11 protein-coding genes and 1 pseudogene are annotated in these 14,452 nt (G+C 47.2%); 10 read left to right on the top strand and 2 right to left on the bottom strand.

Going from position 1 to position 14,452, the window contains the following annotated elements:
* The 5 genes and pseudogenes from L9W92_RS05150 to L9W92_RS05130 all read left to right on the top strand — a co-directional run.
* Positions 1 to 608, top strand: a pseudogene (locus L9W92_RS05150) (hypothetical protein); the annotation flags it as partial.
* Complete coding sequence (locus tag L9W92_RS05145) at positions 608 to 952, top strand: hypothetical protein (RefSeq protein WP_240082678.1); 345 nt, start codon at positions 608 to 610, stop codon at positions 950 to 952. The pseudogene L9W92_RS05150 and the gene L9W92_RS05145, both read left to right, overlap by 1 nt.
* 658 nt (positions 953 to 1,610) lie before the next feature.
* On the top strand, positions 1,611 to 2,465 hold the full coding sequence (locus tag L9W92_RS05140; protein ID WP_240082677.1) for a sce7726 family protein: 855 nt from the start codon (positions 1,611 to 1,613) through the stop codon (positions 2,463 to 2,465).
* Between the two features lie 5 nt (positions 2,466 to 2,470).
* Complete coding sequence (locus tag L9W92_RS05135; protein ID WP_240082676.1) at positions 2,471 to 3,418, top strand: sce7725 family protein; 948 nt, start codon at positions 2,471 to 2,473, stop codon at positions 3,416 to 3,418.
* Positions 3,419 to 3,441: 23 nt separating this feature from the next.
* Entirely contained in the window at positions 3,442 to 4,515 is a 1,074-nt protein-coding gene (locus tag L9W92_RS05130; protein WP_240082675.1) for an RES family NAD+ phosphorylase, read from the top strand.
* A 186-nt stretch (positions 4,516 to 4,701) separates the two neighbouring features.
* Here L9W92_RS05130 and L9W92_RS05125 read toward each other — a convergent pair whose 3' ends face one another.
* Together L9W92_RS05125 and L9W92_RS05120 are read right to left on the bottom strand one after the other, a co-directional pair.
* Positions 4,702 to 5,706 carry a tyrosine-type recombinase/integrase gene (locus L9W92_RS05125; protein ID WP_240082674.1) on the bottom strand — a complete coding sequence of 335 codons (1,005 nt, stop codon included), beginning with the start codon at positions 5,704 to 5,706 and terminating at the stop codon, positions 4,702 to 4,704.
* Positions 5,707 to 6,419: 713 nt separating this feature from the next.
* On the bottom strand, positions 6,420 to 7,778 hold the full coding sequence (locus L9W92_RS05120) for an ISNCY family transposase (protein ID WP_240082673.1): 1,359 nt from the start codon (positions 7,776 to 7,778) through the stop codon (positions 6,420 to 6,422).
* A 571-nt stretch (positions 7,779 to 8,349) separates the two neighbouring features.
* On the opposite strand from L9W92_RS05120, the gene ilvE reads away from it, so the two are divergent.
* The 5 genes from ilvE to ilvC are packed head-to-tail and all read left to right on the top strand — an operon-like array spanning position 8,350 to position 14,184.
* Positions 8,350 to 9,258 (top strand): branched-chain-amino-acid transaminase, encoded by a 909-nt coding sequence (ilvE, locus tag L9W92_RS05115; RefSeq protein WP_240082672.1) that lies wholly within the window; start codon positions 8,350 to 8,352, stop codon positions 9,256 to 9,258.
* 60 nt (positions 9,259 to 9,318) lie between these two features.
* A complete protein-coding gene (gene ilvD / locus L9W92_RS05110; RefSeq protein WP_240082671.1) occupies positions 9,319 to 10,980 on the top strand; it encodes a dihydroxy-acid dehydratase in 1,662 nt (553 codons plus the stop codon).
* Positions 10,981 to 10,994: 14 nt separating this feature from the next.
* Entirely contained in the window at positions 10,995 to 12,653 is a 1,659-nt protein-coding gene (gene ilvB / locus L9W92_RS05105) for a biosynthetic-type acetolactate synthase large subunit (RefSeq protein WP_240082670.1), read from the top strand.
* Between the two features lie 13 nt (positions 12,654 to 12,666).
* The gene (gene ilvN, locus L9W92_RS05100; protein ID WP_240082669.1) at positions 12,667 to 13,188 is read left to right on the top strand and encodes an acetolactate synthase small subunit; all 522 of its coding nucleotides are present in this window, start codon (positions 12,667 to 12,669) and stop codon (positions 13,186 to 13,188) included.
* Positions 13,189 to 14,184 carry a ketol-acid reductoisomerase gene (ilvC, locus tag L9W92_RS05095; RefSeq protein ID WP_240082668.1) on the top strand — a complete coding sequence of 332 codons (996 nt, stop codon included), beginning with the start codon at positions 13,189 to 13,191 and terminating at the stop codon, positions 14,182 to 14,184.
* The last annotated feature ends 268 nt before the right edge of the window (positions 14,185 to 14,452 follow it).

The following is a 14,452-nucleotide window of genomic DNA, read 5'->3' as shown; positions in this document are numbered from 1 at the left end:
AATATTCTCTGGATTTAGACCCCGAGGACGGCATGATTGACTCCAGTTTAATGACGAAATTCCGCAAAACGCGTATTACCGAGGACATTTTGGAGGAAATGCTGAAAGAAACCATCCGTCAGGCAATAGAAAAGGGAATTATTAAATCTGGGACAATTATTGTGGACTCCACGCATACGAACGCCGCTGTTCGTCCGAAGACCGTAACGCAGGTTTTGAGAGATTTCAGCAAGCAGCTACGGAAGAAAATATACAAAAACATGTATGAGCTCTCAGCAAAATTCTCGGAGAAACCCGATAAAACCGCCGAGTTAGCCGAGGAAATCGAATATACGCGTCAATTGATCGAAAACACCGAAGAAGAAATAACAGAGACCAAGAACCGCAAAATCATTGAGCTTTATGAGCGCATCAAAGAGCTTCTGGACACCGACCGTATCCGGGAAATTCGCTCTAAAGACGATGAGGACGCGCGGTTCGGCCACAAAACGACGGCCAGTACATTTTATGGTTACAAAAATCATCTTGCGATACTGAAGAAAGCATCATTACGGGAATTGAGATCACTGGCGGCGGGGCGCCGGGCGGAAAACAGTTGGGAACATTAGTGGAGAAATCACGTAAAAATGGCATTGAAGTCAAAGAGGTTATCGGGGACACGGCATTCTCATCTATTGAGAATATTGACTATTGGGAAAAAAACGGCATCACATTGATTGCGAAATCTAACCCGGTCATCGCCACGGCGGCATCGCCTAAGAACGACGGATTTGAGTATAACAAAGACGCGGGGACCATGCAATACCCGGCGTGCGAGTTGGCCATGTGGGTTGAGAAACGAATAGGAAAGTACGAAAGCCAAGTCTGGAGCTATTATTTCAGCAAAAAGAATGCGCAAAATGTCCTCTTGCCGACACCTGTAAGTTGGTATATCAAAAACGAAGACTTATAATGTTACTGTCACCAGTGAGCGCAATCAAAAGCGGTTGGCGTTTCAGCAAAGCGATTATTTCGTTGAACGGCTGAAAATCCGTTACCGAATCGAAGAGAAAAACGGCGAATTCAAACAGGCGCATGGATTCTGAACAGTAGACTCCACAGGCCTTGAAGCCATGCGATTGCAGATGTTTTTTACCGCTTTTGCGGTCAATGTGAAGAGAATTGGTTAAGCTAATTGAGAAAAAAGCGGCCTGATACGGTCTTTTTTTATTTTCTGACAGTTTTACGAATGAAAAATAATTTTATTTGCATTTTTTGACTATATAATTATACTAGCAAATTCTGTTTCAAAGAGAAGCAAAGGTTTTTCAGTGGCCTTTAATATCAAGGGATTTAACGGTTTGTCCTATTCTTTTTCCAACCTTTTTCAACTCAAAAAACGGCCTAAAAAAACCGGCCAGGAAAGGGGATGTTTCAGTAGCGACAAAAAGTAGGCTCAAGTGGACGAGCGTCATTCAGCCTACGGATGACGCTTGTTGCACTATAATATATTACTGGAAATTAATTCCAAAATTAATTCCTCTACATTTTTTGGAAAAAATTTTATCCAAGATGGAGGAATTATGATATAGTTATTATGTATAGGTGTGCTTGAAGAAAGGAGGGCGTCTATGGGCGTCAACAATACTGTCCTTAGCAGGCTTTTTACTCAATACGCATTCAACGACCTGGTTGAAAAAAATCATAGCACCATATACAGTAATGTTGTACGGCGCTATAAAATTGACCCAAGCGGGAAAACCAACCAACAAGTCATAAGCGAGATATATCGTGTCCTATCAAAAAGCTATCGTAATGAGTATTTTTACCAGAATACCCTTCTAAACAAATTGCTTTTGGGAATACACAATTTGAATACTACCACTGCTCTCACACAAATTCCAATTGGAAAATCAAAGGCAGATTTTATCATGATTAATGGTAAAGCTGTAGTCTATGAGATTAAATCCGAGTTAGATTCTTTTGAAAGGCTAGAGACGCAGCTGCATGATTATTATAGAGCATTCAATCATGTATGTGTCATTACCAGCGAGAATAATTACGAAAAAATCAGAAAGCTGTTATATAATGGCCCTGTGGGTTTTTATGTGCTAACAAAAAAAGATACATTAAGTAAAAAAATGAGAAAAGAACCTGCCGAGAATAATTCTTATTTGGAACATTCGGCTATATTTAAGCTTTTGCATAAAAGTGAGTTTGAAAATATATTATATGCATTTTGGGGGAGATTACCCGAATGTCAACCTGTGTTTTACTACGATGAGTGCTTTACTCTTTTTTCAACTATCCCAATTGAGATAGCATATCAGATGGCTTTAAAAGAGTTAAAAAAGAGAAATGAAGTTGTTATAGAACAATTTGCCAAAGTACCTTATGAGTTAAAGTCTTTGATATATTTTTCTAGTACGTCAGTTAAAGATTACACTATGCTTAATTCTTTCTTACAAAATGAATTTGGAGGGTGAGCCTTATGTATTTCCCCTATTTGCGCGGAAGGCAATTTGAGCTAATAGCACTTAGAGAATTAAGCGAATATAAACTTTTGGGACCTCATATTATCCCAATTGTTGAGCCAGTCAAATTGTCATCTACACTTTGCATGGCAATTGAATCATATGCTGCCAATGAGCAACCCATTGCACTTATTCATAATCCTACAGTAGGGTCTTTTATGAGCGATATGGGTGATGAAAACAAAGAGAAAAATCGCATGCGTTTTTCTGCCTTGATGGGAAATCCGCGAGTAATAAAAGCGCATCAAATGAATCCCTATTCATCAATGCAACTGGTAACATTGGAATCTGAAGGCGTTAGAAAGCAGGATATTTTCGTTTTAAATACTAACCGAGAAAGTTTAGATATATATGAAAAAGAATTTGCAGTTATAATGCCTCGATATACTTTTATTCCAGACGAGAGCGTCTTTCGGAGAAAGGTAAGACGTCAAAGGGTCTTAATTGATGATAAGTTCAACAAGAAAGGTAAGAATGCCGAATATCAGGAAACAGACGACGAATTCTTTTCGGATGACCATTTGTATTATCGAGATGATGGCTTTCTAGGCTTTGCAGATTATTCAGTTATTGGAGACGAATACCTTGAAAAAGGGTTCGCACCATATGCTGTTGCAATTCATATTGTATATTTTGCTGATGACGAGAGCCTTCGTATACATCATTTTGTTTCGGATTCAAATGAAGATGCCACAAACCCTGCCGGAAAATTCTATGAGGCACTTAAAAAACTGGCCGCATGGTGTAAAATTCATCCCATAGACCATTCTATGGGACTTAGCACTTTTCTTGAGCATTATGCTAATGGCACATATCCTGGGCTGGGTACTGTAAAAAAACTTTCTATCATGCATCATCTGGAAATAATCGGTAAGTACCTTTCAAGGAAAGAGGACGCGGGTTAATGAACTGCTGTATAGAATGTTTTGTGGACCCGGAAGTGAAATCCATTATTTCCTCATCAAAGACTATTGGGAATTGTGATTTCTGCCATAAACAAGATGTCCCTGTATTAGATATTGATATGGATTCCATCGCTCTAACTGATTTGGTCAATCTATTTGATGGACTATTAGATGTATATACAGAATCCACTAATTTGCCAGATAATTATCCGAGGCATAAAATTAACATGCTCAAAAATATTCTTCATGATGATTGGTACATCTTCAATTGTGATGCGGATACCATACATCGCTTATTAGTGGGAATTTGTAAAGAACGCTATGAAAGCGAGCCAAATCTGTTTAACTTCCCTGTTGGGATTGTCGAGTTGAGCCAAGAAGATTATCTTAATCAGTTTTCTATTATGCGCACCTACGATTGGGAGGATTTTTTAGCAGAAATTAAAACACAGAACAGGTTTCATACTGATATGTTCAATACTAAAGTAATGGACCAGTTTTTTGAGCCGATGAGAAAAACTTTAAAAAAGGGAAGCGTTTTTTACAGAGCGCGCATTTGTACCAACGAAAAGGGATTTAGTCCTAACGAAATGGGACCTCCACTGGCAGGCGTAGCTACCGCTGGTCGCGCCAATTCTGAGGGCATAAGCCGATTGTACTTAGCAGATTCAATAGAAACTACTTTACATGAAATCAGAGCAGCGGCATACGACTATGTAACTGTTGGAACCTTTTGCCTGCATGAAGATATCGAAATTGTCAACTTTACTATGATTGATAAAATCAGCCCTTTTTTTGGGATTGACTTTACTCAACAGGCTATAAATCTTAAACACTTACGGCGTATAGGTTTAGAAATTTCCAAGCCGCTACGTCGCCATGACAGCCCGCTTGACTACTTGCCCTCTCAATATATTTGCGACTATATTAAAAGCCAAGGTTACGATGGCGTTGAATATGCAAGTACTATGTATCCAGTGGGCTTTAACCTCGCTGTTTTTAACAAAGCGAAACTGGAATGCGTCGATGCTGTTGTGTATGATGTGCAGTCTCTATCATATACATATAAAAGATTAAGTAGACCTCACGGAAGCTGATATTCTATGCAATACTAGCTTCCGTATCTTATTAGCGATTCCACTATCTACGCTTGCTTCACCCCACGTATGGTATGTTCGCGACAAAACCCTAAAATATAGTCAATCACGGGTGAAAACAAGAGTTTTAAATGATTTTAGTGATTTTTAGTGCCTTTGTGCCTTGCATTTCAGGCGAAATTCTCGCTAATTTATTCCGAAATTTATATCGAAATCTGTCGCACAGCTATGACGGAGGTCATGGAACCGGATCGGCCGCAGGTTATGCCGCTTGAGAAGACTGGCGAACTCCTTCGACACATAGCTGGGCTTGATGACCTCACCTTTCTCGTCGATGCAGATGTAGTCGCTCTCCTTATGATTGCGGGCCTCCTTGACCCTCAGAAGCAGCTCTTTGATCGTCTGTATCAGCGGCATCGTGCGGAGGCTCGCCGTTCGTTTCAACTTATCCTGCGGCAGCACAGTATATTTTCCGTCTATAAAAGCCTGATTCAACGAATGGTTAATGATGATCGTTTCACGCTCAAAATCAACGGCGCCCCAGCGAAGTCCCAATACCTCACTGCGGCGAAGACCATAAAACAATGCCAGCGTGACGACCAGTTCCAGCTTTTCGCCCTTTACAACCTCAAGCAATCGGTTGGCTTCTTCGACAGAGTATGGATTGTAGATGAAGTCTTCGGCTTTCGGCCACTGAACCTGGTCTGCGGGATTTCTGGGTATCAGGTCCTTTTGGTACGCCTCCTGCAGTGCCTTGCGGATATTTGCGTGGTGCCGGATGATGGTGTTGTTGGAAACGCCCCGGTCATGCAGATACTCATAATATCCCTTGATATGATCCGGCTTCAAATTGCTAAGCAGGGTTGCGCGTTCCCGGAAGTAAGGGCATACGCTGTTTTGTACAATATTCTTGTAGCTGCTGTACGTTGTCGGGGAAACCTTGCCCTGCATGTTGGACACCCAGTTTGCCATATACTCGTCAAAATAAATGCCTCGGGAATTACGCCGGATGTCCTCAAGGCCGGTGTGTTTGATTCTCAACTCCGTAAGGATTTCTTCCGCGCGCTTTTTATTCCCTTTCGCAGGCAGATGGGTGGCGAACCATTTCGGTTTCTGCTTTCCGGTTTCGTCGCGGATGTTCAGTACCGCGTACCAATATCCATTTTTGATTTGAGGATGTCCTTCGATCATAAAATCATTCCTTCTTTCTCAAAATATTCTTTTTACTGTGTGATCGCATAATAAAAATGCACGCATCGGCGCATCATTTTTGCCGTATAAAAACGAATTGGCAGCCACAACGGACTCGAAATCCAGAGCCTTTTCCAGTGTTTTCGATTCGAACCCACCGGCTGCCGCAGATGACTAAATGATAGGGAGGCTACTAACCCTTTGGCTTTATTCAGTTTTTTTACAGATTAATTAAGACTCTCACATCGTAAATCCTCCCTCCTTTCAGCACAGGCTTGTCCGGTTCATCCTCACACAAAACAAGGCGCTTCTGATCCGCCGTTTTACCGGCGAACTGGAAGCGCCATTTTGATGCCTCACAAGGTACGTATATTGATATTGTTAGACTCGTAAATACAAGACCCGCAAAAAATTCTGTCAATATTTTTTGAAAATGTCACCATAGATTTTTGTTTACCAATAGAGCGACCTGGCCGGCAAGCCTTGACTGCCATGGTCTAGTAAATTGGGGAACGGGCGAAGGCGACGGCGTACGGTAAAGGTAGTTGTACCGCCCGTTCCCGCATCTAATATTACCATGGCAATCAAGGCCAAGCTGCTGACGCAGTTGCCGTCCATGTCTTAGTCGGGTGAATTAACAAAGCAATAATAAAGGGGAGCGAGCTCAGGTTCCAACACCGGTAAATTAATCAATTTTAGATAAGCCGTAGACATCAGGCAAATTTTTTGTACTTACCGAGGAAGATTTCTTGAAGCATCTCAAGTATTTCACGGTCGCTGTTTTCAAAGGTAACCTTTTTAAAGAGAGCCGGACCGTACTTGTAATAGTGTGAATCCGGCGGTGTGTGAGCAAAAGATTTATACGCCTTTGGAGCATCATCCACAACCCTTTTAGGTTTAATAAATGGTGTAGTTTCGTAAATTCTTCCTTTGTACTCGACGCATACGCCCCTTGTACTACAGACAAGAACATTTACACTTATATGGGGTGGAACGGCATGTTGGTTATCATGCTGAATGACCCTAAAATGCTTGCCGTAGAATGAAAGCACACCACCGTTATCAATCTTTCTTTTTTGTTTGACACAAAGGATGCAATCGAGGTCAAGACCGGCATGTAACTGGCGGAAGGCAGATTCAGCGTCTTGCGGTTCAACGGAGAACATCCTGTTGAATTCAGGGATGTAATCCGTGAGGAACTCGTTGGCTTGGTCAATAGTATTGATTCCAGCGATTTTAAATTCAACTGGAAGTCTGGACTGGAGAGTTTCCCAGAGACGCTCAACGCGCCCCTTTGCCTGGGGAGATCTGGCGGGAATTATGGTAACACCAAGTTCCTTCATTGCTCTTCCGAATTGAGTATCATTACACACCTTACCTTCAAGCTGATCTTCAATGGTAAGCTTATCAGCTTTGGATGAGAGGAAGATAGAATGCCTATCCGAATAAATGCTTATCGGGATACCGTAATTGAGGATAATCTGCCGGGTTGTTTCAAAATAACCCTGTAGACATTCATTCTTGGTCATATATAGACCGACAATCTTGCCAGTAGCGTCATCTATTGCACCATGAAGAGTATATTTTGTTCTACCCCTGAACCAGTTGTAAGGAGTAGCGTCCATCTGGATTAGAAGGCCTTCCTGGGGTTTTCTCTTGCGACGTCGATAAGGCTTGTAGAGCCTTCGTTTTTTGGGACTCTTGATATCTGCACAGGTAAGTATCTTATAAAGTGAAGCATAACTTATCTTTATTTGCTCGTGCTTCTCAAGGAGTTCCTGAAAATGCTTGAAATTAGCATCCTTATATTTACCAGATGTTTTGAGCGCAACTATATTTTGTTTTAGTACGTCGGGTATTGCATGGGCAGGTTTACGACCTTGATTTTTGTGGATTAATGCCGTTACGCCGTTTTGCCGCACCCCCTTTTTTAGGCGTATCACCTGGCGCTCACTGAGGTCTAAAACCGCTGCTGCTTCCTTGATAGACATACTGCCTTCGAGAGTCTTCTCAATGACTGTGTATCTTTTTATTTGTTCTTGTGACATGAGATAAAGTACCTTGTCTTTCATAGGTGACATATTATCACGATAATTAACAAGGTGACATTATCACATGATAATCACAGACCCGCAAAAAATTCTTGACACTTTATCCGGTTTTTTGTATACTGGTTAACAAGTTATATCTGGAAAAGGCTGTGAAGGGGACAAGGAGCTTGTGTATGGGCCGCAGAGAGCCGGGGTAGCTGAGAACCGGCGCCTTGAATACGATGGCTTTACATCACCCTGGAGCTGTCGGCTGAAAGGTTGCCAGTAAGCCGGGCCGGGTCGGGCGCCCGTTACAACGCCGTGTCTTTAATCGGCACATTAAGAGGCTTCCGCTTTTGGCGGCGGCAAGCAGGGTGGTAACGCGCAAGGCTTCAACCTCTCGTCCCTGGCATTTTATCCAAACGCCAGGTGAGGGGTTGTTTTATTTATTGGGGGTTGTTTTATTTATTAAATATATTTATATTATTTAAAGGGTAGTTTAACAACGTGGGGAATTAAAAGACCCTACGGATAGGTTCCGTTGCTGGAATTTTATCCAAAGGGCTTTTCTTTAATATTCGTTGTGCTTAAATATTTTATGGAGGAGTTGCTGATGAGCCTGATTATTTATCTTGACGGGGAATACTTGCCTGAGGAACGGGCGGTGGTGTCTGTTTTTGACCATGGACTCTTGTATGGCGACGGGGTTTTCGAAGGCATCCGCGCTTACAGCGGCAGAGTATTCAAACTGCATGACCACCTGGTCCGTCTTTATGAATCGGCCAGGACAATCGGCCTGGAGATTCCCGAATCCTTGGAGAACATGCAGGAGATTGTTTTGGAAACCTTGCGCCGCAACAACCTGCGCAGCGGCTATATCCGCCTGGTGGTAACCCGCGGCAAGGGCGATCTGGGTCTTGATCCGCTTAAATGTCCCAGACCCACCGTATTTTGCATCACCGCCTCGATCCGGCTTTACCCGGAAGAGTTATATGAAAAGGGTTTGACTCTGATTACCGTTTCCACCCGCCGGAATATTCCTGTCGCCGTTACCCCGCGGGTTAAGTCGTTGAATTACCTGAACAATATTTACGCCAAGATGGAAGCCAATCTGGCCGGTGTGCCCGAAGCGATTATGCTGAACTCGGAAGGATATGTGGCTGAAGCCACGGGGGACAATATTTTTATCGTGAAAAACGGGGTCCTTGCCACTCCTCCGTCTCACATAGGTCTTTTGGAAGGGGTTACCCGCAACACGGTAATGGACCTGGCTCGCCAGGCCGGCATACCGGTCGAAGAAAAAATTTTTACTTTGCATGATCTATACAATGCGGACGAATGTTTCCTGACCGGCACTGCCGCCGAGGTTATTCCCACGGTAAAGGTAGACGGACGTACCATCGCCGACGGCAAGCCGGGCAAGATCACCCGGGAACTTATTGCCGCGTTTCGTGAACTGACTAAGGTTGACGGCCCGCTGATTTTTTCCGAAGACGCGTCCACCTGCGGTTGCGGCTGCTAAAAACAGACGTGTTAGCCGGCCGTAGACCGGCTATTTTTTTGCAATAAGGAGGAATTGAACTTGCGTAGCGACGTAATGAAGAAAGGTATTGAAAAAGCTCCCCACCGCTCGCTTTTCAAAGCGCTGGGTTATCTTGACCAGGAGTTGGAACTGCCCCTGATTGGCGTGGTAAACTCATACAATGAGATTGTGCCCGGACACATCCATCTGCGTGATCTCACGGAAGCGGTGAAAGCCGGCGTGCGCATGGCCGGGGGAACGCCCATTGAATTTCCGTCGATAGCCGTCTGTGACGGTATAGCCATGAATCATACCGGGATGAAATATTCGCTGGCCAGCAGGGAATTGATCGCGGACAGTATTGAAGTGATGGCTGAAGCCCATCCGTTTGACGGGCTGGTGCTGATCCCGAACTGCGATAAGATTATCCCGGGCATGCTGATGGCCGCGGCCAGGCTGGATATTCCGGCCATCGTGGTCAGCGGCGGCCCGATGCTGGCCGGCCTTCACCAGGGACAGAATATATCGCTGAGCAACCTTTTTGAAGCGGTGGGCAAGGTATACGCTGGCAGCATGACTGAGGACGAACTGCACGAACTGGAAGAGGCGGCCTGTCCCGGCTGCGGTTCCTGTTCCGGCATGTTCACGGCAAATTCGATGAACTGTTTGACTGAAGCCCTGGGCATGGCCCTGCCGGGCAACGGTACTGTGCTGGCCGTGTCTGCCGCCAGGCGCCGCCTGGCCAAGATGACCGGCAGGCAAATTGTGAAACTGGTCCAGGAAGGCATCCGCCCCTCCGACATTATGACCAAAGACGCTTTTAACAACGGCCTGGCGGTGGATATGGCCCTGGGCTGTTCCACCAACACGGTGCTGCATCTCCCGGCCATCGCGTCCGAGTTGGGTGTGGAAATGAATCTCGATTACGTCAACATGGTCAGTGAGCGGACGCCGAACTTATGCAAGCTGAGCCCGATGGGTCCATTCTTTATTCAGGATTTGGACGAAGCAGGGGGAATTCCGGCGGTAATGGCCGAACTGGCCAGGAAAGGGCTGATTAACCTGGAGGCCAGAACGGTCGACGGTACTGTGGGCGATAGAATCAGCGGCCGGGAGGTATCGCGCCGGGAGGTCATCCGCAGTGTGGATGACCCGCACAGCCCCAGCGGCGGTATCGCCATTCTGCGCGGCAACCTGGCTCCCGGCGGGGCGGTGGTGAAGAAGGCCGGAGTGGCGCCGGAAATGCTTAAACACAGCGGCCCGGCCCGCGTCTTTGATTCCGAGGACGAGGCCACCAAGGCCATCACAGCGCGAAAAATAAGCAAGGGCGATGTAATCGTGATCCGCTACGAAGGGCCCAGGGGCGGGCCGGGGATGCGGGAAATGCTTACTCCGACCGCTACTGTCGCCGGCCTGGGATTGGATAAAGATGTGGCTTTATTGACCGACGGCCGCTTTTCAGGAGCGACCCGGGGCGCCTCTATCGGCCATATCTCTCCGGAAGCGGCCGAGGGCGGCCCGGTGGCAATTCTCAAAGACGGTGATATAATTGAAATTGATATTCCGAACAACTCTCTGAACGTGGCGCTGAGCGCGGCGGAAATTTCCGCCCGCCTGAAAGACTGGCAGCCGCCGGAGCCAAGGGTGAAGAAGGGCTACCTGGCGCGTTACGCCCGCCATGTGACCTCGGCCAGCACAGGAGCGATCATCAGGGAAGATTAATGGAGGTGTGCGGTGTGAATTATTCCGGGGCGGAAATCTTGATCAAGAGTTTAGAGGCTGAAAATGTGGACACAATTTTCGGCTACCCCGGAGGCCAGGTTTTACCGATCTATGACGCCCTGTACGACGCTGACATCCGGCATATCCTGTGCAGACACGAACAGGGGGCGGCTCATGCCGCGGATGGCTATGCCCGCGCCACCGGCAGGCCGGGGGTTTGCCTGGCGACTTCGGGGCCCGGCGCGACCAATCTGGTAACGGGTATTGCCAACGCCCACATGGATTCAGTGCCTCTGGTGGCTATTACCGGCCAGGTTCCCTGGAGTCTGCTGGGAAGGGACTCCTTCCAGGAAGCGGACATAACCGGCATCACCTTGCCTATAACGAAGCACAGCTATCTGGTCAGGGACCCGTCCGAACTGGCGCGTATAGTCAAGGAAGCGTTTTATATAGCTACCACCGGCAGGCCTGGCCCGGTGCTGATCGATATTCCCAAGGACGTTTCCAGTACGGTGAACGAGTATATAGTGCCGGAAGAACTGCACCTGCCCGGCTACAAACCCGTGAGCGAAGCCGACTCATGGCAGGTGGTGGAAGCGGCCAAAGCAATCGCCGCATCCGAGCGGCCGGTGATCTATGCCGGCGGCGGTGTGATTATCTCCGGAGCGCATGAAGAACTGCTCCGTTTCGCGGAACTGCTGATGGCGCCGGTGGCCACCACCTTGATGGGGTTGGGGGGCTTTCCGGGAACCCATCCGTTATCTCTCGGCATGCTGGGCATGCACGGGACCAAATACGCCAACTTCGCGGTCTGTGAATGCGATCTCCTGATTGCCGTAGGGGCGCGCTTTGACGACCGGGTCACCGGTAAATTGGAGACCTTCGCGCATGAGGCCAAAGTGATTCATATTGACATAGATCCAGCAGAAATTGGGAAAAATGTGAGAGTGGACATTCCTGTCAACGGAGACGTTAAAATAGTGCTGAAACAGCTGATGAATGTGCTTCAGCCAAGATTGGGAGAGGCCTGGCGGGAGAAAATCCAGATGTGGAAGAAAGAGTACCCGATTGATTTTTGTGATAACAGGGAACTGAAGCCCCAGGCTGTCATCCGGGAAATTTACCGCCAAACCGGTGGCGATGCCCGTATTACCACAGAGGTGGGTCAGCACCAGATGTGGACGGCCCAGTATTATACTTTTTCCAAACCGCGTTCTTTTATTTCTTCCGGCGGTTTGGGCACCATGGGCTATGGCATGCCCGCGGCTATCGGCGTCCAGGCCGGCTGCCCCGGCGACACGGTTTTTGATATTGCCGGAGACGGCAGTATTCAAATGAACATCCAGGAATTGTGCACGGCGGTGAATTATGAGCTGCCAATCAACGTGGCGGTGATGGATAACGGCTTTTTAGGCATGGTGAGACAATGGCAGGAGCTTTTTTACAACCGCCGGTATTCCCAGACGAAATTGTTTAACCCTGATTTCGTTAAACTGGCCGAGGCTTATGGTGCGGAAGGGTTCAGGGTGACCAAGCGGTCTGAGCTAGCGCCCGTTTTGGAGCAGGCGATCCGTTCCAGCAAGCCGGTAATGATTGATTTCATGGTGGAGAGTGAGGAAAACGTCATGCCCATGGTTCCACCGGGTGAATCATTAAGTAAAATGCTTGGTTAGAGGGGGGGCAAATGTGACACATACGCTTGCGGTGCTGGTGGAAAACACGCCGGGGATTCTGGCGCGGGTAGCCGGTCTCTTCAGCCGGCGTGGCTTCAACATCGACAGCCTGGCTGTCGGCAGATCCGAGGACCCCGGTATTTCCAGAATGACTATCGTGGTTGAAGGCGACGACAGTATTTTAGAGCAAGTCACCAAGCAGCTGCACAAACTTATTGATGTCATAAAGATAACCGACGTTACCAGGGACGATTTTGTCGACCGGGAGCTGGTGATGATCAAGGTCAATACCGAAACGTCCACAAGGGCTGAAATAATGCAGTTGGTGGATATTTTCCGCGCCAGGATCGTAGATGTGGGCCCCAAATCGCTAACCATCGAAGTAACGGGATACGAAAGCAAAATCAACGCTTTCGAAAACTCGTTGCGTCCTTTTGGGATCTTGGAAATGGTCCGCACGGGAAAAGTAGCCATGCTGCGGGGCTTTAAATCCATTACTATAAGTGATCACCAGAAAAGGGAGGAAACAAATTAAATGGTAAAAGTGTATTATGATCAAGATGCGGATCTGACTTTGTTGAAAGGCAAGAAGATTGCCATTCTCGGATATGGCAGTCAAGGGCACGCGCAGGCGCAGAACCTGAGGGAGAGCGGGATGGACGTAGTAATCGGACTCCCAATGAAAGAAATACCCAGTCGCCAGCAGGCTGAAGCGGATGGTTTCACAATTTTGCTGCCGGGCGAGGCGGCCGCCCAGGCCGACTTTATCCAGGTGCTGGCGCCCGATGAAATTCAGGCCAGGCTTTACCGGGATGATATCGCTCCTAATCTGGCTGCCGGCAATATACTGATGTTTTCCCACGGATTCAATATCCATTACGGCCAGATTGTTCCCCCGGCCGAGATAGACGTCATTATGGTGGCCCCGAAAAGCCCGGGCCACATGGTGCGCCGCTTGTACCAGGACGGCAAAGGCGTGCCCGCGCTGGTAGCCGTTTTTCAGGACTACTCGGGCAAAGCGAAAGAAATAGGGCTGGCCTATGCCAAAGGGATTGGCTGCACCCGGGCGGGTGTTTTTGAAACCAGCTTTAAGGAAGAAACCGAAACAGACCTCTTCGGCGAGCAGGCTGTGCTGTGCGGCGGCGTTACCGAGTTGATCAAAGCCGGTTTCGACACCCTGGTTGAGGCGGGCTACGCGCCGGAAATGGCTTATTTTGAATGCTGTCATGAATTGAAATTAATCGTTGACCTGATTAACGAGGGCGGGCTCGGCTACATGCGCTATTCAATCAGCAACACTGCCGAATACGGCGACTATATGACCGGCCCACGCATTATTAATGAAGACACCCGCCAGGAAATGAAAAAAGTGCTGGAAGAAATCCAAAACGGCGAGTTCGCCAAACGGTGGATCTTGGAAAACCAGGCCAACCGCCCGGTATTCAACGCCATGGCGAAAAGAGAGAAAGAACTCCTGCTCGAAAAAGTAGGGGCCGAACTCCGCGCAATGATGCCCTGGCTTAAGAAGTAGGAACAATTTGTCAGTACTCAGGAGTCAGGAGTCAGAATAGAAGAACCAGCAAAAGACGCACTTATTCGTTGCTTATAAAGGAAAGGGGACACACCTCCCTAACGGTCCTATCTTTGGGGCCGGAGGAATGTCCCCGATTAGGTGGGCCGAACATGAGCCGTGTTGTATGCCCAAAGGTTACCAATGGAAAATTTGTTCTACTTGTGTTTTATAGTCTTTATTCTTTATTCTGAATACTGAATACTGACTCCTGACTTCTGATATGAGG

Source organism: Pelotomaculum terephthalicicum JT, assembly GCF_022410535.1.
Taxonomy (GTDB): Bacteria; Bacillota; Desulfotomaculia; order Desulfotomaculales; family Pelotomaculaceae; genus Pelotomaculum_D; species Pelotomaculum_D terephthalicicum.
This window is presented reverse-complemented; position numbering and strand designations above follow the sequence as displayed.

Coding starts and splice junctions, on each gene's coding strand:
- L9W92_RS05135 (WP_240082676.1), top strand. CDS start 2,471: ATGTATTTCCCCTATTTGCGCGGAAGGCAATTTGAGCTAATAGCACTT.
- ilvC (WP_240082668.1), top strand. CDS start 13,189: ATGGTAAAAGTGTATTATGATCAAGATGCGGATCTGACTTTGTTGAAA.
- ilvE (WP_240082672.1), top strand. CDS start 8,350: ATGAGCCTGATTATTTATCTTGACGGGGAATACTTGCCTGAGGAACGG.
- L9W92_RS05120 (WP_240082673.1), bottom strand. CDS start 7,778: ATGAAAGACAAGGTACTTTATCTCATGTCACAAGAACAAATAAAAAGA.
- L9W92_RS05140 (WP_240082677.1), top strand. CDS start 1,611: ATGGGCGTCAACAATACTGTCCTTAGCAGGCTTTTTACTCAATACGCA.
- L9W92_RS05125 (WP_240082674.1), bottom strand. CDS start 5,706: ATGATCGAAGGACATCCTCAAATCAAAAATGGATATTGGTACGCGGTA.